The organism is Telluria sp. LT1R51-2, from assembly GCF_059685775.1.
This window is the reverse complement of sequence record NZ_JCASIM010000002.1, coordinates 593,450-615,611: the sequence shown is the minus strand read 5'-3', so window position 1 is coordinate 615,611 and position 22,162 is coordinate 593,450. Positions and strand designations below refer to the sequence as shown.

Below are 22,162 nucleotides of genomic sequence, written 5' to 3'. Positions count from 1 at the left end.
GCTGCGATCAGCGCGCCTGGCTCGAATAGCTGCACGACTTGACCGTGCCTTCGATCGGATCGCCGAACACCGCATTGGTGCAGGCGGTGCGGGTCGTGAACGCCTTGGTGGCATAGGCGCCCGGCACGCCGTAGCGCACGTCGCGGGTGCCGGTGAACGAGCAGGTGCCGTTTTCTGCGGCGCATGCGGTCCAGGTTACGGGCGTGGTCGGCGCCGGGGTCGGTGCGGTCGACGCGGTACCGGCATAGCTGCAGGTCTTGACCGTGCCTTCGATCGGATCACCGAACACGGCGTTCGAGCACTGGACATTGTTGGTGAAGACTTTAACGACCCAGGAATTGCCCGCGCCATAACGTACTTCACGCGTGCCGCTGAAACCGCAGGTGGCGTTTTCGTTGGCGCAGGTGGTCCAGGTGGACGGGGATGGCGACGGCGTCGGCGCTGGCGCCGGGGTACCGCCCGAAGTCAGCGCCGCGTAGGCACCGATATCGCGTGCGCTTGCCGCAGTGCGGGTCTCGCCCGACGCCGTATGCTTGTACTGGGCCACTGGCGTCAACGACACGCCGGCTGCCGACACGCCCGGCACCGAACCGGCGTTAATCACCAGCACGTTAGCGATCGGATGCAGATCGAACAGCAGGCGGTTGATAAAGCCTGGCACGAGCGAGCGGAAGTTGGTCCGGTCGATGGCATTGGCCTGGTTGGTCGCAGCACCGGTACCGCCAAAGATATTGTTTTGCAGCAGAACTGGCGTCGTCACGCTACCGCCGACCAGCACGAAGGTGCCACGCACGCTGTCGTCGTTCAGGAACGTATTATTCACCACATACAGATCCTGCTTGGGATTGCTTGCGCCTTCATTGCCATAGGCGAGCAAACCAGGGTTGTTGTGGCTGGCCGGCTGGTGGATCACATTGCCGATGACATACGAGGTACCGGCATTTGGCAGGTCGATCTCGTAGCTCGGTTTGCCGGTGCTGCTCGAGAAGCGGTTGTAGTTGATCGTGTTGACGCTGGCGCGCGACTTGAGGTTGTGGCCGCCATTGGCGTCGTGTGAATAGTTGTAGCGGAACGTCAGGCTGCCGACGTGGCCGATATAGACATTGTGGGTGTAACCATCGCCCCGGCCGTTGGCAGCAAATTCGGTGTTTTCGATGACAATACTGCTGTTGTCATTGGCGCCAGTCAGGATGCCGTTCTCGTTATCGTGCAGGTACGACGAACGCAGCGTGAAGTTGGTGCCTTCTACGCGTACTGCGGCGCCATTGCGGTCTGGCACCGCTGCGCCGGCCATTTCGACGTTTTCCACCGTGGTGTTATTACCCTGGACAACCCATGTCCCTTTGCCTTGCGCGTTCTTGCCGGCGGCGTCGATCTTGGGCCGGCCATTCACGCCGCGGATGGTCAGGTTGCTGGCGCTGATGGCGCACACGTCACCGCTATAGGTTTTCCCGCCGTCGATCTGGATGATATCGCCGGACTGTGCCTTGGCAAAAGCGGCGCAGGGCGCAGCGTAGGTTTTTCCTGGTCCCACTGACAGAGTGGCGGCAGAAGCGCCGCTGGCTGCGGCGAGCGTTACGAGGAAAATGGCTGACAAGCGGCACGAAGCAGGCACGGCAGATTTTGAACGGAGGGACATGTGTACTGATCCTGTAAAGATTCCGATAGGAATTTATTTCGACTGGAGGCTGTGCAGGATAAGGTATTTATTTGTTCCGTTTTGTAAGCAATTGTTACTTTACTTTTAAATCAACATGACATATATGATAAATATGGAGGTTTAAAAGAAACACAACGAATTGTTCAATTAATACACGATCAGTATGTTTCTGGCAGGCTGTCATGCTGAGCTGGAACTAAAACTGCCAGATAAACAAAAAGCGCCGCATGCGGCGCTTTGTTGTTTGCGGGTGTTGGCAATGCTTATTTGACTGCCGCCACCATGTAGTCCACGGCAGCCTTGACATCGGCGTCAGGAAGCGCTGAGCCACCTTTTGGCGGCATGACACCGGCTTTCCCTTGAAATCCCTTGATGGCGTGGTCATACAAGACCGAGGAGCCTTGACCGATACGCGCACTCCACGCCGCCTTGTCCCCAAACTTGGGCGCGCCTGCAATACCGGCGCCATGGCAGGCGAAACATGCCGTGTCGTACGCCTTTTTGCCGGTATCGGCGCTGGCCACGGCCGGGCCAGCGACTGGCGCGCTCGCGACCGGCGCTGGAGCCGCTGCGGGTGCGGCGGCTGCCGGGGCTGCAGCGACCGCTGCACCAGCAGTCGCCGTGGCAGCGTCAGCCGCAGCCGAGGTGGCCGGGGCAGCAGCAGGGGCGGGCGCAACCGGTTCCTTGAAGCTGGCGCCACTCTGATTGGTCATGAAGACAACGGCGCGCGCCACTTCGAGATCATCCAGATCCGGGTTGCCGCCCTTGGCCGGCATGGCGCGGATCCCGTTGATCGCGTGCGTGACCAGCGTATCGTAACCCTGCGCAAGGCGAGTCGCCCAGGCCGCTTTATCGCCCGTCTTGGGGGAGCCGGCCATGCCGCTGTCGTGGCAGGCGGCGCAGGTGGCCGTGTACACGGCCCCACCTGCCAGCAGGACACGTGGCGTATTGGCGTCGCGCAGTGTGAAACCTGCATCGGAGACGGGGCGGATGCGCGCGGCAATCGCTTCGGCGCTCTGGGCATTGCTGCCAGCGCCGGTGGTCGACGCATTGGTGACGAAGGTAACGAGCAGGATGATGCCGAGGACAATAACTAGGAAGAACCCCGCGACAGCAACCACGAGCTGTTTTGGCGTACGAATGAGGGATTCGTGGTCGTGCTGTGCGTCGCTCATGATTTCCTTAATTCAATTAAAAAAACCGGCCACTGAGGCGCTGCGATCTAGTGGCTTTTTTGCAAGTGCCGTCGAGCATCTTATTATAGTGTAAACCTGTATTGATGCCAGGGTTTTTCCGCCGCTGCCCATGGACGTACTCGACGAAAGACTGTATCCTTCGCTACGCTTGCCAGTGCGGCTGTAGCTCAGTGGATAGAGTATTGGCCTCCGAAGCCAAGGGTCGCTGGTTCGATTCCAGCCAGCCGCACCAATTTGGCATCTTGCCATCATGTTTCCCCGTCGTTGGCGTTATGTTGTGACGCTTGCCCGGCAGTCGTATTTCTTCTTGTCACTCCCATATCAGTTCAGGTTCCGCTGTGTCTTATTGGCCACGTCCTGCCTGCATGTCGTTGTTGTTCATCAAATTATTCTGAAATCTATAGCGCACGATTACAGTCTTTGCGTGGCTTTATGCACGGTCAATGCTAAAATCCCTCGACTTTATTGCATATGGGAACTAATGTTGTCTTTTGATGCAACTGTACTGACGAACTCACAGACTGTAGTCGGGTGCGTGTTGCAACAAGCTGACGGGACAGCAGCCTGTCGTTGAGTGGCCAGGTGTTTCCATGCTATATTGAATGTTAAAAATATGTCAAAACAATAACTTAAAAATGATGTTGATCTTGCAAGAAATTCATTGCGACGTCGGATCATGGAATAATTTCCCAGATTGACCTCGTCTTCATGGCGTTGCCAGGTTACCCGCTGTAAGGCGGTGTCGTCAGGAACCCATGCGCGTATTTCAACGTGTAACGTTTCGTGTGGTTGCCGTTGTATTGGTTGACAATTAATCGAAGAAGTTAGTAACTGCCAACACAGGCAACGGTGGTGCAGCGGGTGTACGACGCGTGCATTCGGCATCTCGGCATGCAGTAAGCGTAATCATCAATTCTGGGGAATAACATGTTTCGGATCTCTAACCACTACGTGTCGAAGATCGTTTTCGTCCTGCTATTCGTGGAAATATTGATCCTGTTGGGCGCCGCCTATGCAGGCGCAGCCATGCGTTTTCTCGACATCGGCGCACCGCTCACGCACGACCAGTTCGATCACTTCCTGGCGTCGGCCGTCGCATTTGCCGTGGCAGTCAGCTTCAGCATGAGCGCCATGGGCATGTACCAGCTCGATTTCGACGAAGGCTTGCGCCATCCGTTCTTCATGAAGCTGATGCCGGCCTTCCTGATGGGCTTCCTGATCCTGACGCTGGTGTTCTACGTCGCCCCCGACCTGTACTTCGGTCGCGGCATCCTGCTGCTGGGCTTTGGCCTTGCTGCGGCCGGGATCTTCATCGCGCGCATCATCTTCTTCAAGACATCCGAATTGCGCCTGATGCAGTCGCGCATCCTGTTCCTGGGCAACGGTGCGTTGGCCAAGGAGTGCAGCGACCTGGCCGTCAACAAGAACAGCTATCACCGCTACAAGGTCGTCGGCTTCATTCCGGTGGGCAGCGACGAGATGTGCGTGCCGGCCGCCGATGTACTCAAGGTGCGTGAAGGCGACTCGCTCGTCAAGATGGCGACCCAGTACGGCGCGCAGGAAATCGTGGTGTCGGTGCAGAATCGGCGCGGCAGCTTCCCGATCAAGGAACTGCTCGACTGCAAGCTGCAAGGCGTGAAGGTGACCGATGCCGCCACATTCTTCGAGCGCGAAACCTGCCAGATCCGCGTCGATTCGCTGCAGCCGAGCTGGCTGGTATTCGGCGGTGGCTTTGATCAGAGCTTTATCCGTACCTTCATGAAGCGCGGGTTTGACCTGATCTGCAGCACCCTGATCATGGCCGTGACGTTCCCGATCATGCTGGGCGCGGCGCTGGCCGTGTGGCTGGAAGACCGCAACCCGGTGTTCTATTCGCAGGAGCGGGTCGGCAAGGATGGCAAGATTTTCCGCGTGCACAAGTTCCGCAGCATGCGTGCCGATGCCGAAAAAGGCGGTACGCCACAGTGGGCGGCCCAGAACGATCCGCGCGTGACGCGTGTCGGTAACTTCATGCGCAAGACCCGGATCGACGAGCTGCCGCAAATCCTGAACGTGTTCAAGGGTGACATGTCGTTCGTTGGCCCGCGCCCCGAGCGCGCCTACTTCGTCGAGCAGCTGATCGAAGTGGTTCCATATTACAATGTCCGTCATAGCATCAAGCCAGGCATTACCGGTTGGGCGCAGGTGCGTTATGGTTATGGATCGTCGGCCGAGGATGCATTGCAGAAATTGCAGTACGACCTCTACTACGTCAAGAACAACAGCCTGTTCCTGGACGTACTCATCCTGATCAATACGCTCAAGGTCGTGCTGTTCCGTAGCGGACGCTGATCATCCCGGATCGACCTGTGGTGTGCGCACTGCAGGTCGCCGGCTTTAACGTTTCTGTCCCGAATTTTTCAATGGTCGTTTTCATGGATGGCATACGTTGACCACCATTGCCGTCTATAGCTATAGCGTCGCCGCCATCGGTTTCTTGTTGCTGATCGGCCTGCTGTTCACCATCTGGCGCGGCCGCACGCAGGTTGCCGCCATCGCCCTCGCGTGCGGATTCACCGCGCTCTGGTCCGCCTCACTGGCCGGGCAGGCCGCCACCGGCCACGAGTTGTGGTCGGTCTGGACAGACACCCTCGAAATCCTGCGCAGCGCCGCCTGGTGCATCGTGCTGCTGCTGTTGCTGGGCAACTCGCGCGATCCGGCCAGCCGCTGGCCGTTCAGCCTGCGCACGCCCATCTTCATCGGCGCCGTCTGCTATGGGATCCTGCTGCTGGTGACGGTGCTGGTGCGGACCGACCTGATGCTCAACCTCGAAGGCGGCCTGCTGCCCAACGTCACGGCGCGCGTGTGCCAGGCGGTGCTCGGCATGCTGCTCGTCGAGCAGGTCTACCGCAACAAGACGATCCAGGAGCGCTGGGCCATCAAGTTCGCGTGCCTGGGCATTGGCGCGATGTTTGCCTACGACTTCTACATGTACAGCCAGGCGATGCTGTTCCACGACATGCACCCGGACACCTGGGCCGCGCGCGGTATCGTCAATGCACTGGCGATGCCGCTGATCGGCACCGCCGTCAAGCGCAGCACGTCGCGCTCCAACGCGCTGGTGCTGTCGCGCCGCGTGATGTTCCATTCGACTGCGCTGTTCGGCTCGGCCATCTACCTGCTGGCGATGGGGTTCGCCGGCTACTACCTGCGCTATTTTGGCGGCAGCTGGGGCGGCGTGATGCAGGTTGCCTTCCTGTGCGGCGCCTTGCTGCTGCTGACCGGCACCCTGTTCTCGGGCACCTTCCGCGCCTGGCTCAAGGTCTTCATCAGCAAGCATTTCTACAGCTACGGCTACGACTACCGCGAAGAATGGATGCGCTTCACGCGCACCCTGTCGTCTGACAGCACCCACATCGGCGAGCGTGCGATCGAGGCGGTTGGCGCACTGGTCGAAAGTCCGGGGGGCGTGTTGTGGCAGCGCCGCGACGGCGATGGCGGCCACTTTCAGCCGGTGGCGGGGTGGCAAGCCACCAGCACTGCGACCGAGCCGGCCGATTCGAATTTCTGCCACTTCCTGGAAACCACCCAGTGGGTGATCGACCTGCGCGAATACGCGGCCCTGCCCGAAAAATACGGCGAGCTGGTGTTGCCGTCGTGGCTCGTCGCGTTTCCGCGCGGCTGGCTGGTAGTGCCCCTGATCATGCATGGCAAGCTGTTCGGCTTCGTCGTGCTGCAGGATGCGCGCAGCCCCGTGTCGCTGAACTGGGAAGTGTTCGACCTGCTCGAAATCGCCGGCAGCCAGGCTGCCAGTTATCTGGCGCAGCAGGATGCCGCCAACGAGCTGATGGTGGCGCGCCAGTTCGAGTCGTTCAACCGCATGTCGACCTTCGTCGTGCACGACCTGAAAAACCTGGTGGCCCAGCTGTCGCTGATGAACGCGAACGCCGAAAGGCATCGCGACAATCCCGAGTTCCAGCGCGATATGCTCGATACCGTGACACACTCGGTCGACAAGATGAAAATGATGCTGCAAAAGCTCAGCCGCAACGATGCGCCGGAACGGCCGTTGCCGCTGCGCGTCGAGAACGTGGTGCGCCAGGCGATTGCGCTCAAGAGTGCGTTCGAGCCGCATCCGGTGCTGGACGTGGTCGATGCGGGCCTTCTGGTGCTGGCCGATGGCGAGCGCCTTGAGCGCGTGCTGGGCCACCTGATCCAGAACGCGATCGAAGCCACGCCGCGCAGCGGCCGTGTCAGCGTCTCGGTTGCCCGCGCGGGCGCGGAGGTCGCCGTGACCGTGGCCGATACCGGCGCCGGCATGAGCGAGGAGTTCATCCGCGAGCGGCTGTTCAAGCCATTCGAATCGACCAAGCCGGCCGGCATGGGCATCGGCGTGTTCGAAAGCCGGGAATACATCCACGAATTGGGCGGGGCGCTGGCATTGACCAGCGTGCCTGCGCAGGGAAGCACATTTACCGTCACGTTGCCGCTGTACCGCGAGGCCAACGAGCGCGCTGCGTGATGAAAGGATAACCGTGAGCCAAAATAAACCGAAACTGCTGATCATCGAAGACGACCCGGGCCTGCAAAAGCAGCTGCGCTGGAGTTTCGACGCCTATGACGTGGTGGTCGCCGACGACCGCGAAAGCGCGCTGGCGCAGATCCGCCGCCATGAGCCGGCCGTGGTCACGATGGACCTGGGCCTGCCGCCCGACCCGGATGGCTCGACCGAAGGGCTGGCCACGCTGCAGCAGATCCTGGCGCTGGCGCCGGAGACGCGCGTGATCGTCCTCACCGGTAACCAGGACCGCGCCAATGCGGTCAAGGCGATCGCCATGGGCGCCTACGATTTCCACCAGAAGCCGCCCGAGCCGGAAGTGCTCAATCTGGTCATCCAGCGCGCGTTCTTCCTGCACAACCTGCAGGAAGAAAACCGCCGCATGTCCTCCAGCCAGGCCGATTCGCCGATGGCTGGCGTGATCAGCCGTGACCCCGGCATGCTCAAGCTGTGCCGCAGCATCGAGAAGGTCGCCCCAACCTCGGCCTCGGTCATGCTGCTGGGCGAATCGGGCACCGGCAAGGAAGTGCTGGCGCGCGCGGTGCACGCGATTTCGCCGCGCGCCAAGGAGCGCTTCGTGGCCATCAACTGCGCCGCGATCCCCGAGAACCTGCTCGAGAGCGAGTTGTTCGGCTACGAAAAAGGCGCCTTCACCGGCGCAGCCAAGCAGACCAAGGGCAAGGTCGAACTGGCCCACGGCGGCACCTTCTTCCTCGATGAAGTGGGCGACCTGCCGATGGCGCTGCAGGCCAAGCTGCTGCGCTTTTTGCAGGAGCGTGTGATCGAGCGTATCGGCGGCCACGAAGAAATCGCCGTCGACGTGCGCATCGTCTGCGCCACCCACCAGAAGCTCAAGGAACTGTGCAGCACCGGGCGCTTCCGCGAAGACTTGTATTACCGCCTGTCAGAGATTGTCGTGACGATTCCGCCGCTGCGCAACCGCCAGGGCGATGCGGCCCTGCTGGCGCACCACTTCAAGAACAAGTTCTGCGCCCAGGAGTCGCGCCCGACGCTGCATTTTTCGCCGGACGCGATCGCGGCGATCGAAGGCTACGCCTGGCCGGGCAATGTGCGCGAGATGGAAAACTGCGTCAAGCGCGCCGTGATCATGGCCGATGGGCCGACCATCGTGGCCGACGACCTGGGTCTGCCCGAAGGCGACACGCCGGTCGAGGAACCGCTGAACCTGCGCCAGGTGCGCGATGAGGCCGAGCAGGGCGCCATCGTGAAGGCGCTGGCGCGGGTGGACGGCAATATCGTCAAGGCGTCGGAAATGCTGGGGATCAGCCGCCCGACGATGTATGACCTGATGAACCGCCACGGCATCAAGAGCAGCACATGATGGGCAAGGCGGTGGCCGGCGCCCTTGCGCTGCTGGCGGTGGGTACCATCGGTGCGGCGTACCTGGTCGAACGGGTGGGCGTCACGCCGCGCGCACTGGCGCCGTACATCGAAAAACGCACCAGCGGCCACAACCCGATGATCGTCAAGACGGGGCAGGCCAGTGCGGCGCTGCTGCTGCGGCTCGATCGGGGCGAACCGGCACTGCCGGCTGCGCTTGCGGTGACGCTGGGTGCGCAACCGGGCGCGGTCGGCGTCGATGCTGCCGGCACGATTGCGGTCGCCACGCCGGACGCGCTGCGTGCGGCGCTGGCGCAGGCCAACCCGGGCGACACGATCACGCTGCTGCCGGGCGTGTACCGGTTCGGCGGCGCGCCGCTCGACGTCAATCGCCCTGGCCGCGCCGGTCTCCCGATTGTCGTGCGGGCGGCACAGCCAGGCAGCGTGCAGCTCGAGTTCGATCTGGTCGAAGGCTTTCGCGTCAAGGCGCCGCACTGGCGTTTCGAGAACCTGGCCATCCGCGGCGTATGCGCCGAGGATCGCTACTGCGAGCACGCGTTCCACGTGGTGGGCGCGGCCAGCCATTTCGTCGCGCGCAACAACACGCTGACGGACTTCAATGCCCACATCAAGATCAACGGCGAACAGGGGCGCTTCCCGGACGACGGCCTGATCGAACAGAACACGCTGACGGCGACGCGCGTGCGCCAGACCTCCAACCCGGTCACGCCGATCGACCTCGTCGCCGCCAACGGCTGGACGATCCGCGCCAACCTGATCAGCGATTTTTTGAAGGGCGAGGGCGATATGGTCAGCTATGGCGCGTTCGCCAAGGGCGCTGGCAGCGGCAACGTCTTCGAGCGCAATCTGGTGTGGTGCGAGCGCACGCTGCGCGGGCCGGGCCAGCGGGTGGGCCTGTCGCTGGGCGGCGGCGGAACCGGCGCGGCCGTGTGCCGCGACGGGCGCTGCATCACCGAGCAGGAACAAGGCACACTGCGCGCCAATCTCGTGATGGGCTGTTCGGACGTCGGCATTTATCTCAACAGCGCAGCGCGCAGCAGCGTCGTGGACAACACCTTGCTCGATACGGGCGGGATCGACGTGCGCTATGCCACCAGCAGTGCGCGCCTGGACGGCAATCTGGTCGATGGCGCGATCCGCAGCCGCGACGGCGGCTTGCTGCATCTGGAAGACAACCGCAGCACGGCGCTGTGGCAGAGTTATGTCGGCTACCACCCGGTGCGCAGCCTGTTCGCGGAACCTGGCAGCGGCGATCTGGCGTGGCGGGGCGGGGTACCCGAGCGCGACGGGAGCGCGGTCGGTGGCATCGATCTGTGCGGTGCAAAGCGCGGCCGCAGCGCCACCTATGGCGCGTTCGATGATTTTAGCGGCTGCCTGGCGCGCCAGGTCCGCTGAGCGGCGCTTGCCAGCTGCGTTATCAGCTGTATTACCAGCTGTATTACCAGCTGTGCAGCCAGGTGCCGGTCCATTGTGCCACCTGGTCGCGCCAGACGCGGCGTGAGAACGTGTGGTCGGCCCGGTCGATCCGGTACTGGGTGACGCGCGACGATTGCAGCAGCTGGCGCCATTTCGGCGTGGCCTCGGCCAGGTCGCAGAATTCGCGGCCGGTCAGATCGGCGCCGCTGATGATCACCAGCACCCGGCCGCTGAACGCATGCAGGCCGGCGTGCATCCGGTCCGGCAGGGCCAGTGTGGTCCGCGGCGCTGTCCCCGAGCCGAACGCGGTGCGCACCAGCTGGAACATCGAAGCCAGCGAGCGCTGGTAGTTGAAGCTGCCGCGCAGCACCCGGGCCCAGAAGGCGCGGTCGACCAGGCGGTCGCGGTAATAGTGGCGCAGCGTGGTGCGCGCGATGCTGTCGGGCGTGCGGATCCATGGATTGAGCAGCACCACGCCGCTCACGCGCGCGTCCAGCGGCGCGTACATCATGGCGGCCGAGGCGCCGTCGCACAGGCCCCACAACACCACTTCACGCACGCCGGGAACGGCTGCCATGAACGCATCGATGGCCGCGGCGATATCGTCCTGCACGTCGCCGAATGCGCGCTCGGCGCCTTCGCTGTCGCCCATGCCGCGGTAATCGAAGCGCATGGCGGCGATCCCGTTCATGGCCAGGCTGCGCGCGAGCAGCGTGAACTGGCGGTGGCTGCCGGCGCGGTATTGCGGCCCGCCCACCACCACCAGCACGGCGCGCGTGCCCGGCGTTTCGGGCAGGTTGACGACGCCATACAGGCTGTCGCCCTGACACTCGAAGGTCACGACCCGTTCTTCAATGTCCATGCGCGGGTTCCTGCAATGCTGTCGACGTGGCGGCCAGCCAGGCGGGCGAGATCGTGATTTCGGGGGTGGTCCAGAAGGGCGGGCACTGCACCTGGTGCAGCGTCAGGTCGACCTGGCGCTCGAGCCAGGCGGCGCTGGCGCGTGCTGCGCCGGGAGACACGCCGGGCGAGGCGCCCTGGCCGGTCATGCCCAGCGCTTCGAACCAGTGCACCGGGCAATCCGGCGTGAAGTCTTCGAGCGCCGGGAGCGCGTCGATGGCGGCGGCCAGTGCCGGCGCCAGGTCGTAGCCGCTGATCTCGAGCGTTTCGCCCGCCTGCAGCGAGGCGCGCAGGGCGGCGGTACCCGTGTTCCCGGACGCGCCCTCGGCCAGCAGCGCGCCAACGGTGCGCAGGCGTAAAAACTGGGTCAGGTAGGCCGAGCCGCTCAGCACCGGCTGCCACAGGATCAGCGCCTTGACCGGGTGCTGCGCGGTGCGCGCATAGTCCAGCGCCAGGAGGGCGCCCAGGCGCAGGCCCCACAGCAGCAGCGGCTGGCCAAGACGCGTCTCGAGCCAGTGCGCGCCGGCCGCCAGATCGTCTTTCCAGATGGCCCAGCGTGCGTCGCCGAAGTCGCCGCTGCTGTCACCGCAGCCGTACAGGTCGAGTTGCAGCACGCCATAGCCCAGGGCCGCCATCTCGCGCGCCTGCAGCGCCGCGATCCGGCGCGATCGGTTCATTTCTTCGGCAAACGGCGGCACGTACAGCACCGCACCACGGCATGGACCGTGCGGCGGATGAAACAGGCAAAAGCGCTGGCCTGCACCGATCTTTAAAAAGAACGGCTCGGCAGGGGGCGTAACCTGGCTGGCTGTCATTCGGCCTGCTTCTGCGCGACAAACGCAGCGAGCGTGCCCAGGGTGGCGAAGGTGCTGGCGCTGATGTCGTCGTCGTCGATGGCGATGCCGAAACGTTCTTCGAGGGCGCCGATCAGGCTGACCACGGCCATCGAATCGAGCTCCGGCAGGCTGCCCAGCAGGGGCGAATCTTCGCTCAGGTGCTGACCCGACTCACCCAGGGCCAGCACATCAATCAGGATGGTCTTTACTTCGTCGAAGTACATAATCGTCATTCTCGTCTGGAGGAACCTTGATCGAATTATACAGTCGGTAGCAGCCGACCCAGTCTCATCTTGACCGTGGCGGCCATGCGGTGCACCTCGTCCAGCAATTCGTGGCGGGTAACGCGCAGCATCAGGTACCAGAACAGGGCCAGTGGCGTGAGCATCACCAGGAGGCGCACCAGCGCCGGCCAGTCGGCGGGAATGACCAGATTGAGCAGCGCGCCCGCCGCCGCCGTGCCGGCCGCCACCCAGGCACTTGGCACCATGGCGCGCAATAACGGGATCAGGCCCCAGTGGAAGTAGCGCTGCTGCTGCATGATGACGATCGGCGTGGCGGCCAGCGACGCCCAGCACAGGGCCCAGGCAAAGCCGGTCAGGCCGCCGTCGAACAGGGCCACGCCGAAGCCGATCCGGGTGGCCAGCGTGACCAGGACCGGGATCGCACTCAGGTACGGCCGGCCAATCGCGACGATGGCCGGGTGGATGTAGTTGAAGGTCATGCCCACTGCTGCAGCAATCGTCAGCGGCAGGATTGCCGGCACGCTGGCCAGCCAGGTCGCGCCGTACAGCGCCAGTACGATTTCATGGCCCAGCAGGGCTGTGAGCGCGAGCGCCGGCCAGCCGACGCCGGTCAGGAGCGCCGTCGCCCGGCTCATGGTCGGGATCAGGGATTCGCCACGGTGGTAGGTCTGGGCCAGATAGGACACGGCGCCGTAATTGACGGTCGAGCCGGCGACATAGGTAAAAATGGTCACCGTCGAATTTGCACGGCTGAGCAGGCCAACCAGGCGCGCCGAGCCCAGCTTGCCCAGCAGGATGTCGGGAATGGCATTGTTGATCGCCACGGTGCAGCTGGTCAGCAGCGAGCCCAGGCCGAAGTGGGCCACGCCGCGCCAGTGCCGGAACGACGGGGTCCATGGCATGTCTTTCGGCCGCAGCGGGATGTACGCGATGGCGCAGGCCAGGATATTGATCAGGTTCGCCCAGGCCAGGCTCATGCTGCCAAAGCCCAGCTTGGCCAGGACCAGGCAGCTGATGCAGAAACTGGAGGTGCCCACGGCCATCACGATGGCCTGCTTTTCGGCGGCAAATTCACGGGTGAGCAACGCATTGGTGACCGTGCCGAATGGAATGAACAGGAAGCCGATGGCCAGCACCTGCATGACCGGCACGATCTCGGGCTCGTTGAACCAGCGCCCGATCCAGCCGCTGGCCAGGAACATGATGGTGGCGATGAGCCACGAGGTCGTAAACACGACGCCGGTGGCCGAGCGAATCTTGTCTGGTGTAAGTACCGACTCACGCTGCAGGTAGGTCGATACCCCGAAGTCCCGGAACACGTGGGCCAGGTTCACGAACACCACCGTCATCGAATAGACACCGATTTCGCTGGGGCTGAGCATGCGCGCCAGCAGCACGCTGACAATGAATTGCAGGAGTGCTGCGCCGGACGAGGAGAAGAAGTTGATGACCAGCGAGCGGCGCAGATTTACCATACAGCGTGTTACCAGGTGACGATCGGACTATGCGGGGACGCCACTGATCAGGCCAATGGCTTGACGGGACGTCACTTCATACTTGTTATTAAGGAAACGCATCGAACCGATGAAGTGGAAGAATGCCGTGTCGGCGGTCGCCATGTCGGGGGTGGCGTATTTCGGGAACGGCAATGCGCGTGTGCCCGGCATGTTCGATGCGACGTAGTTGGACGTGATCTGTTCGGTGCCCCACTCGCGCCAGCGCTCGCCGAACTTGCCACCCAGCCGGCGCGAAAAGTCGAGCATCGTCTCGCGCATCGTGTCCGAGCGCGGAAAACCGGAGAACCCGGAGCAGCCACGGATGTAGCGGGCATTGTCCGGCAGACCGACCGAGACCATTTCGGTTTCAACGATCCCCTGGATGTGGGCGCCAGGCTTGATCCACGGCAAAGCGTTTTCGCGCGTTGCCTGCAGCGAACGCACTGGCGTGTCCGGCATTTCACCCAGCACGAAACCGCTGCCGGCGCGGATGGCCTCGAGCACTTCGGGGATGGGCTGGACCGTCAGGGTGTCGGCATCGAGCTGGATCACATAATTGTCGCGCACGTATTCCGAGATCGCGAACAGGCGCTCCCAGGTGCCGCCGCGCGGGATGTCCGGGTGCGTGAATTCATCGGCGCGGCGCAGCTCGATATGCGGCACGTGCTGCTTGAGCACAGCGCGATCGGCTTCGTTGATCGACGGATCGCAGACCACCACGATGCGCTGCGGATTGAGGAAGTGGATGAACGATTTGACAGCAACCAGATAGACGTGGACGTCGCGCGCTTGCACCATCGACAGCAGCATGAAGGGCAGATCACCCCGTGGAGCAGGCTTGGTTTCCATGATCTTCAGGGCCACCTTGTGGTGTCGGCCCTTGAAATAATCGCGCTTGACTCGCTGGATGACTCTGTTCATCAACGACATGTACACAAACTCCTGATTTGACAATAGCTTCAGGCTCGACGCCTGTTTCTTGAACATTGGCAAAAACACACTAACCAGTGTATTTCTTGCTAATACGCATGACATTATAAGCTGCAACGACCACCACACGCGGTACCCGGTCGAGATTGTTGTGATCGAAAGGTAACGGCAACCAGGCGATCATTTGCGCCGCCCGGATGCGCACTGGCCGGGCGTTCGGTGTATCCGAAGGCCCGGCCAGAAAACCTGCTAGGGGACGCTTAGCGTGGCACGATGGCCCACTGCGGTGCATCCGGGTAGTACGGTGGTGCACTACGGCCAGCCAGCAGCGCCCATGCTTCGGTGGCATTCGGGATGCCCGCGGCCACGGCGACTGCCAGGGCTGGCTGCATATTGGACGGATAGCCAATCGACGAGTCGGAATAGCCGGTCATGCGCCCCTTCTGCCACTGGAAGCCGTGGGCCAGCGTCAGGTAGTCGACCTGGGCCTGGCTGTTGCACGGCTGATCGATGTACTTCAAGCCACTGGCATGCGTGAATTTGCGGCCATCGTCGTTGTAGTAATCATTGCCGTCATAGTTAGCCTTGTACAACTTTTCGAAGCTGTCGTAGATCGGGGTGCTTGGCGAATCGCGGAACTTCAGGCCGTAGGCGGCGCCCTGGATCCAGCAGTAGCCTGGCGCCGTCATGCGGCCAACCGAGTATTTCGCTTTCCACTGCAGGATCGGGGTTGCTTTGGCAAAGCCCAGTTCGGACAGGTAGCCGAAGCTCCAGGTCAGGAAGTCGTCCTGCCATGGCGCCGAGGCATCGACCTGGAAGGCATTTTCACCCGAGCCGTCGTACACGCCCAGCTTGTTCGGATTCCCCACGACATAGGTCGCATGGTAGAAGTCCAGGTTGTTCTCGAGCTGCTTGGTGAAGTACGCCTTCAGAGGGTGATTGTCCGGCGTGATGTAAGCACTGTGACCCAGCGTGCGCAGCGACCAGGCCTGACCGCGCAGTTGTTGCCAGCGGACGAGGCCCTTGCCGTCGCCGTGATTGCCTGGCGATGTGCCGAGCGGGTTGGACGATGCCCAGAACTGCAGCTCTTCCAGATAGTAATAGTCACCCGTCACCAGATACGGCAGGTAGGCCAGCGATGGCTGGTGCGCCGTATCGGCTTCGAACGGCGTATCGCCCAGGGCGCCGTTGTTGTTGACGTAACGCGGCACCGGCAAAGGACCGGATTCACGCAGGTTCCAGTGCGTCGTGATGTTCTTGTTGGCATCGTTATCGGTGCGCACCGGGTAGCCGGTTTTTTCGTCACGGTAGTGAATCGACCAGCTGCCCGAGCCATCGGCTGCGGCCATCATCGCATTGCGTGCCCGCTTGTCCATCGACAGCAGGTACATCACCGACCAGGTTGGCAGCGGACCGATGTCGCCCCGGCCACCCGCAGTCGGCATGTACGCCACGATCGGGCCGATCGTCATGGGGCCGGTGTTGTCGGCCGTGATACGCCCGGCAATGTTGTTCAGTTCATTATTCGACGGCACCACTCGGCTGTCGTAGTTCGAGACGGCCTTGGTGGCAATCATGTAGGCGCCATTGAGTTTCACGTCCATGACCGGCACGCGCGCGGCGTCCCACCAACCCGCCTGATGCCAGCGCGCATGGTGATAATGGGTCAGTGCCGACTTGGCATAGACCGAGCGGCCACCGACTTCGACATTCACGTCATAGGTCAATTTACCGCCAGGAACGAACGTCTTGGTGTTTTCGACCACGACATCGACCCGCGCCTGTTTGCCCAGACCCGAATACCAGCGCACGTCGAACCGCGCCGTCAGCAGCGATTGCGTCACGCCGGCCGCGTTTTTCAGCGGCGCGTTCAAGTGCCATTCGTTGACCACATTGCCGGACAGCCAGTTGCGTGGCGCCGTGTCGGCAACCAGCGCGTCCGCCAGCGACGCGGTGTATTTTTCGCCATTGAGGGTGATGGTCACTGTGCTGGTGAGGCCCGATTTGGCCAGGGTCTGCACGGTTTCGCTGCTCTTGAGCGACGTGGACGACTTGACCAGCTGCAGAGTCTGCGTCTGGCCGGCGGCCAGCTCCGGCAATACGCCGGACACGACCACGTGGCGTACCGAACCGTCTGCGTGGGTGGCCTTGATGTCGGTTTGCAGGCGCAGCAGGGTACCGTCTGGCAACTTGGCTGCCAGACCTTCTTTCACGTTCATCTGGCCTTGCATGATGACCTGGCCAAACGTGAATGGCACCTGCTTCTGGGCTGCGCCGGTGTTCTGGATGCTGAAGTCGGTCACCAGCTCGCCGGCCACGAGTGGCGTCAAGCCAGTCGCCTGGTCGCTTGGCGTGGCTGGCGAGACTGGCGTGCCGGTGGCAGGCGTGGCAGTCTTTGGTGTGAAAGCAGTCACCGTCTTGGCCAGCGAGGTCGTGTCACTGATGACATCGCCACCGCCGCCGCCGCCGCCGCAGGCGGTCAGCATAACGGTGCACATGGCGGTGATGATCCGGGTGCTGGTGCTGCGCACGAGCACTTGAGCAGGGTGCAGCGCGAAATTCGTTTCGTCGCTCGCAGCAAATGTAGTCAGAGTGTTCATATGAGAATTCGTGTAGTTGGGCAATTGATTCGCCAAGGAAAGAATTTCTTCGAAGAACTTAACTTTACCCTGATCCATCATTTGTGTCTTCTGATTCTCCCCAACTCCGATTTGTTTCCACACGAAAACAACAGTTAACGCGAGTAATGCAATAATTAAATAGCGATGTGTCAAGCGCAAATACGCTTTAATTGATGAACAGCCATACGAATTAAAAGATGTGCAATGCGTCATCGCTGATGTCCATTCCAAAAATGAGGGGTAGAGGCCGTCCGCACTGGGCGGCGCCGCTGGAGACGGCGCTTCTGGCGGGTAATCAAACAGGCATGAATCATGGTGTTCCATAACTACCACGATTAATCAGAAAATTTTCTAATGAGAATTCTTGATCATTCGTTCATGTGATTATCTATTCCACCGGACGCGCTTAAGATAATCAATTTAGTCAATTGTATTAATTGCACTGACAGTTAATTATAGGAAACAGTAATTTATTTATTGTTATTGCCGGTGTGTGAATATGCGGTAAATTTTTTATGCATCATCTCCCGATACGCCACTTCATGCTGAGGTGATTTGGCGGTCGCGACCGTGTACTGCACTGCCCGTCCACGCCGCGCGAATCATGTGTGCCGGGTTCCGTGTGTGTTAGGATGGCAAGATTCTTTCCGCGGCGCTGGCCTGCCGCACTCTAACGCACCGAAGGCGAAGAATTGTCATCCCGCGCTACCGACCGTCCCACTGAAAGCAGCCTTCTGGCACGCCGTGATCCACTTCCCGGATGCCGTGTTTCGGTCATTGTCCCGACGCGCAACCGGCACGCCCTGCTCGAACGGATGCTCATGCGCATGCGCAGCCAGACGTTCGATGCGTTCGAAGTGATCGTGGTCGACGACGGTTCCGACGCGGCAAGCCGTCAGGCATGTGCCGCCATGCTCGACCGCCTGGACGAACGTTTCCGTGTCATCGAACTGGGTACCGCAGGCGGGCCGGGTTATGGCCCATCGATTGCACGCAACACCGGCATCGACGCAGCGACGGGCGACCTCATCACCTTCTGCGATGACGACGATTTCTGGACGGGCGACACCCACCTGGCCGCGATGGTCGACGTATTCGACAGCCTGCCAGACGTCGACCTGTACATCGCCAACCAGATCGCCGTCTCGCATCTGGGCGCCACCGAGCGCGCCGATTGGTTGCCGGCCCTGGTCGGGATGGTTGCCGGCCGCCCGCGCACCCATGCGCGCGGCTACCGGATTCCACTGGCTGAACTGGTGCGCGCCGGCGGCTTTGCCCAACTGAATATCCTGGCCCTGCGCCGTGCGACCGCCCAGGCGATCGGCGGCTTCTGGACCCGCACGTCATATGAAGAAGACCGCGATTTCTTCTGGCGCGCAGCCGATGCGGCGCGCGCCGTGTTCTTCAATCCCGACGTCGTCGCCCAGCACAACGTGCCTGACCCGTCGCGCCAGAACAACCTCTCGCGCCGCTTTTCCGAGGCCGAGCGCTGGCTGCTGTCGGCGCTCGTCTCGCAGCATATCGCGATGAAGGTCGACAGCACGGCAATCCGCGCGCTGTGCCTGTCGTATGAAGGCGATATCCTGCGCCGTCTGTCGCGCTACTGGTCAAGCGAAGGCAAGCACGCGCTGGGCTGGCAATATGCCCGCCGTGCGCTGGCCGCGCGCGTGTCCCTCAAATGGGCGTTGTATACGGCAGCGCTTGGCTGCCGTCAGTTGTTGCGCAAGGGCCAGGCATGAGCATCAAGAACAAGGTCCTCGTGATCGGCGACGACACGCGCAGCTTCCTGTCGACCGTGCGCTCGCTCGGGCGCCAGGGGCTCGAAGTCCACGTGGCGCCGTTCGATTTCCGGGCGCCGGCGCTGGCGTCGCGCTACATCCACGCGACCCATTTCCTGCCGTACTACCTCGACGGCGGCCAGGCCTGGCTGGACGCCGTGCTGGCGCTGCTGCGTGAGCATGACTTTTCACTGGTCGTGCCGTGCGACGAGCGCGGGCTGTTGCCGCTGTGCCTGCACCGTGATGCGCTGGGGGCCTTCTGCCCACTGGCGATTCCATCGGCCGAGGCACTCGACATCTACTTCGACAAGGTGCGCACGCGTGCGCTGGCCCAGTCGGTCGACGTGCCGGTCGCGCCCGGCCGCCTGCTCGCCGTTAGCGACACGGCCGACGGCATCGCGGCCGAATTCGGCTTGCCGGTCGTGATCAAGGAACCGATGTCGTACGCGATGCCGGAACTGTACGTGCGCACCAGCACGCGCATCATCGGTGAGCGCGCCGAACTGGCCGCCTGGCTGGCGCGCCACGACCATGGCGCCGGACCGATCCTGCTGGAACAGATGTTCCCCGGCTTCGGCCTGGGCGTGTCGGTGCTGTGCCACGATGGCGCCGTGCTGCAGGCGTTCGAGCACCACCGCGCGCATGAGATGAACGGCAGCAGTTATTACCGCAAGAGCGCGCCGCTCGATCCGCAACGTCTGGCTGCGGTCGAACGCATGGTGCGCGCCAGCCGCTACACGGGCCTGGCGATGTTCGAATTCAAGGTCGATCCCGCCACGGATGGCTGGATCCTGATCGAGGTGAATGCGCGCCCGTGGGGCTCGCTGCCGCTGCCGGTGTCGATCGGCGTTGATTTCCCGTACCGCCTGTATCGCCTGCTGGCGCTGGGCGAGCCGACCACGCCGGTGGACTACCCGGCGGGGCGCTATTGTCGCAACCTGATCCTCGACATGTGGCAGGCGAGGGCAGGCGCCGCCCGCCTGGCACGCCGCCCGGTCCGCCTGGCGCTGCATTGTCTGGCCTGGGGCTGGAGCTTCCACCGCGTGCTGATTGGCAGGGAGCACCAGGACACCCTGGTGCTCGACGATGCAGGTCCCGGCTGGCAAGAACTGCGCGAACTCGTCGGCGGCCGCTTCAAGCGGCGCGCCACGGCGCAGGCGGGCCAATCCCTGTCGGCGCGCATGGCCAGCCTGTTTGCCGCCAACCCGAACCGGCCACTGAACGTGCTGTATGTCTGCCAGGGGAACATCAATCGCAGCAGCTATGCCCATCTCAAGTCAGGCCAGTTGTTTGGCGCCAGTGCGCAGTTCGATTCGGCAGGCATGCTGCCCCGTAACCGGCGTGGTTCGCCTGCCGTGGCCATCGCGGCGGCGGCGCAGCGGGGCGTCGACATGTCGACACACCGTTCGCGCCACGCCAGCCGCGCCATGCTCGAAGCGGCCGATCTGGTGATCGTCTTCGACCAGATCAATCTCGAGAGCATCGCGGCACGTTATCCCGACCTCAGGGACCGCGTCTTTCTGCTTGGTCAGGCCTGTACCGCGGCCGGCAGCGACTGCCAGATCCTCGACCCCGAAGGCAAGGATGCCAGCACGTTCAATGCGACCTATGGCCGCATCGACGAGTGCCTCACCGCACTCGCGCAGGCAGCGCCGGTATCGGCCAACCCAGTACGAGACTCCCGTCCATGCTAAGAAAAACCAGCCATCTTCCGGCGCGCCTGGGCGCCGGCGCCCGTCCTGTCCTGGTCGTCGTGATCGACACCGAGGAAGAATTCGACTGGACCAAGCCCTTCGACCGCGCCAGCGTCGGCACGAGTTCGATCGCGGGCCAGCCCTTGATGCACGAGCGGGTCTACGACCGCCTGGGCATCGTGCCGACCTACGTGATCGACTGGCCGGTGGCGACCACGCCGGCTTCGGTGGCCGTGCTGCGCGGCATGATGGAGGCGGGGCGCTGTGAAATCGGCACCCACCTGCATCCGTGGGTCTCGCCACCGCACGACGAAGAGGTCTCGACTTTCCATTCGTATGCCGGCAATCTGCCGCGTCAGCTCGAGTACGACAAGCTGCGCCAGCTGACCGACGCCATCACACGCTCGTTCGGCCGCGCGCCGACGACGTTCAAGGCCGGGCGCTATGGTCTGGGCGCGCACACGGCCGAATCGATTGCCGATCTGGGCTATCAGATCGATGCCAGCGTGGTGCCTTACACGGCCTTTACCGACGATGGCGGCCCGGATTTCCGTGCCTATGACGAACACCCGTACACGTTCGAAGCGGGCGGCCGCAGGCTGCTCGAGCTGCCCAACACGGCCGGTTATACGGGCTGGCTACGCGCGCAGGGCCCGGCGCTGTACGAGATGGCGCAGCAAGGCTGGGCGCGCAAGCTGCGCATGGGCGGTATCCTGTCGCGCAGCGGCGCCCTCGAGCGCATCCGCCTGAGCCCCGAAGCGGCCAACGGCGCCGAACTGCGGCGCCTGAGCAGCGCGCTGCGCGGCGCCGGCTGCGAAGTGTTTTCGCTGACGTATCACAGCCCGTCGATGGTGCCCGGCCATACGCCGTATGTGCGCACCGACGCCGACCTGCAGCGCTTCATTGCGACCGTGCACGACTACTGCACGTGGTTCCGTGACGAGCTGGGCGGCGAATTCATGAGCATCACAGGGCTGGCGGCGCGCCTGCAGGCCTGAACGGTCTCTACTCCCTTGCACCTGCAGCAACGCGCTGCGGGTGCAGCATTTACACCACACTTTCATCTGGTCACGACCGTGATGCCAATGGCGGCAATCCGATTCTGCATCGCGCTTCCGCATCGTGTTTATGCAATGGTTTGGCAGCATCAACAAGCACTGTCAATGTAACATTTGAAGTTGTTGGCACCCGATTTCCATCGGATTATTCCGCCATTTTCCTTGACCACCAGAGCGACGGGTTTCTTTTTATCGAAGAAGGAACATTGTATCTTTTCGTTCGCCTGTTTTATCGGCAGACCCGGCATGGTCATTTTCGAGCAGACGCAAAGCGTGGTTTTGCAGGCAGCGTTATGCGCAATGAATCAGATGGCATATTTTTAATAAAAAAGCAATCTATAATGATCCTTGCCAATATTGTTTTATTCGCAATATAATTACTACTTGGTTTCTCCCTGTTTTTTTCTGACTGTCGTTTTTGTTGCATTCCCGG

16 protein-coding genes and 1 tRNA gene are annotated in these 22,162 nt (G+C 62.4%); 9 read left to right on the top strand and 8 right to left on the bottom strand.

Translation table 11 applies throughout. The annotated features are described in order from the left end of the window. Positions 1-7: 7 nt before the first annotated feature. Together AC56LH_RS20910 and AC56LH_RS20905 are read right to left on the bottom strand one after the other, a co-directional pair. Positions 8-1,639, bottom strand: coding sequence for a hypothetical protein (locus AC56LH_RS20910; RefSeq protein ID WP_499649342.1), 1,632 nt, complete (start codon positions 1,637-1,639; stop codon positions 8-10). A 284-nt stretch (positions 1,640-1,923) separates the two neighbouring features. Then, on the bottom strand, positions 1,924-2,835 hold the full coding sequence (locus AC56LH_RS20905; RefSeq protein WP_499649340.1) for a c-type cytochrome: 912 nt from the start codon (positions 2,833-2,835) through the stop codon (positions 1,924-1,926). A 177-nt stretch (positions 2,836-3,012) separates the two neighbouring features. On the opposite strand from AC56LH_RS20905, the gene AC56LH_RS20900 reads away from it, so the two are divergent. The 5 genes from AC56LH_RS20900 (at position 3,013) to AC56LH_RS20880 (ending at position 10,150) form a co-directional block, all read left to right on the top strand. Beyond that, a tRNA-Arg gene (locus tag AC56LH_RS20900) sits at positions 3,013-3,088 on the top strand. A gap of 695 nt (positions 3,089-3,783) precedes the next feature. Beyond that, the gene (locus tag AC56LH_RS20895; RefSeq protein WP_499649338.1) at positions 3,784-5,187 is read left to right on the top strand and encodes a TIGR03013 family XrtA/PEP-CTERM system glycosyltransferase; all 1,404 of its coding nucleotides are present in this window, start codon (positions 3,784-3,786) and stop codon (positions 5,185-5,187) included. A 97-nt stretch (positions 5,188-5,284) separates the two neighbouring features. Continuing rightward, positions 5,285-7,357 carry an XrtA/PEP-CTERM system histidine kinase PrsK gene (gene prsK / locus AC56LH_RS20890; RefSeq protein WP_499649336.1) on the top strand — a complete coding sequence of 691 codons (2,073 nt, stop codon included), beginning with the start codon at positions 5,285-5,287 and terminating at the stop codon, positions 7,355-7,357. 13 nt (positions 7,358-7,370) lie between these two features. After that, entirely contained in the window at positions 7,371-8,735 is a 1,365-nt protein-coding gene (prsR, locus tag AC56LH_RS20885) for a PEP-CTERM-box response regulator transcription factor (protein WP_499649334.1), read from the top strand. Beyond that, positions 8,732-10,150 (top strand): right-handed parallel beta-helix repeat-containing protein, encoded by a 1,419-nt coding sequence (locus AC56LH_RS20880; RefSeq protein ID WP_499649332.1) that lies wholly within the window; start codon positions 8,732-8,734, stop codon positions 10,148-10,150. Before prsR ends, AC56LH_RS20880 begins: the two co-directional genes overlap by 4 nt. Before the next feature lie 43 nt (positions 10,151-10,193). Here the strand turns inward: AC56LH_RS20880 and AC56LH_RS20875 are convergent, their stop codons facing one another. From AC56LH_RS20875 to AC56LH_RS20850, 6 genes are all read right to left on the bottom strand, one after another. Continuing rightward, positions 10,194-11,033 carry a hydrolase 1, exosortase A system-associated gene (locus tag AC56LH_RS20875; protein WP_499649330.1) on the bottom strand — a complete coding sequence of 280 codons (840 nt, stop codon included), beginning with the start codon at positions 11,031-11,033 and terminating at the stop codon, positions 10,194-10,196. Beyond that, positions 11,023-11,886 carry a hydrolase 2, exosortase A system-associated gene (locus AC56LH_RS20870; protein ID WP_499649328.1) on the bottom strand — a complete coding sequence of 288 codons (864 nt, stop codon included), beginning with the start codon at positions 11,884-11,886 and terminating at the stop codon, positions 11,023-11,025. Before AC56LH_RS20870 ends, AC56LH_RS20875 begins: the two co-directional genes overlap by 11 nt. Beyond that, positions 11,883-12,131 (bottom strand): acyl carrier protein, encoded by a 249-nt coding sequence (locus AC56LH_RS20865; RefSeq protein ID WP_343026025.1) that lies wholly within the window; start codon positions 12,129-12,131, stop codon positions 11,883-11,885. The genes AC56LH_RS20870 and AC56LH_RS20865 overlap by 4 nt, the downstream gene beginning before the upstream one ends. A gap of 35 nt (positions 12,132-12,166) precedes the next feature. Then, entirely contained in the window at positions 12,167-13,627 is a 1,461-nt protein-coding gene (locus tag AC56LH_RS20860) for an oligosaccharide flippase family protein (RefSeq protein WP_499649326.1), read from the bottom strand. Positions 13,628-13,654: 27 nt separating this feature from the next. Then, positions 13,655-14,578 (bottom strand): hypothetical protein, encoded by a 924-nt coding sequence (locus tag AC56LH_RS20855; RefSeq protein ID WP_499649324.1) that lies wholly within the window; start codon positions 14,576-14,578, stop codon positions 13,655-13,657. Between the two features lie 260 nt (positions 14,579-14,838). After that, the gene (locus tag AC56LH_RS20850; RefSeq protein ID WP_499649322.1) at positions 14,839-17,178 is read right to left on the bottom strand and encodes a hypothetical protein; all 2,340 of its coding nucleotides are present in this window, start codon (positions 17,176-17,178) and stop codon (positions 14,839-14,841) included. A gap of 713 nt (positions 17,179-17,891) precedes the next feature. Between AC56LH_RS20850 and AC56LH_RS20845 the strand changes: the two genes are divergently transcribed. The 4 genes from AC56LH_RS20845 (at position 17,892) to AC56LH_RS20830 (ending at position 22,106) form a co-directional block, all read left to right on the top strand. Continuing rightward, positions 17,892-18,938: a glycosyltransferase family 2 protein gene (locus AC56LH_RS20845; RefSeq protein ID WP_499649320.1), complete on the top strand. Its 1,047-nt coding sequence runs from the start codon at positions 17,892-17,894 to the stop codon at positions 18,936-18,938. Further along, positions 18,935-20,671: an arsenate reductase/protein-tyrosine-phosphatase family protein gene (locus tag AC56LH_RS20840; RefSeq protein WP_499649318.1), complete on the top strand. Its 1,737-nt coding sequence runs from the start codon at positions 18,935-18,937 to the stop codon at positions 20,669-20,671. Before AC56LH_RS20845 ends, AC56LH_RS20840 begins: the two co-directional genes overlap by 4 nt. Beyond that, positions 20,665-21,669, top strand: a complete 1,005-nt coding sequence (locus AC56LH_RS20835) for a polysaccharide deacetylase family protein (RefSeq protein WP_499649316.1) — start codon at positions 20,665-20,667, stop codon at positions 21,667-21,669. The genes AC56LH_RS20840 and AC56LH_RS20835 overlap by 7 nt, the downstream gene beginning before the upstream one ends. 140 nt (positions 21,670-21,809) lie before the next feature. Beyond that, positions 21,810-22,106, top strand: a complete 297-nt coding sequence (locus AC56LH_RS20830) for a hypothetical protein (protein ID WP_499649314.1) — start codon at positions 21,810-21,812, stop codon at positions 22,104-22,106. The last annotated feature ends 56 nt before the right edge of the window (positions 22,107-22,162 follow it).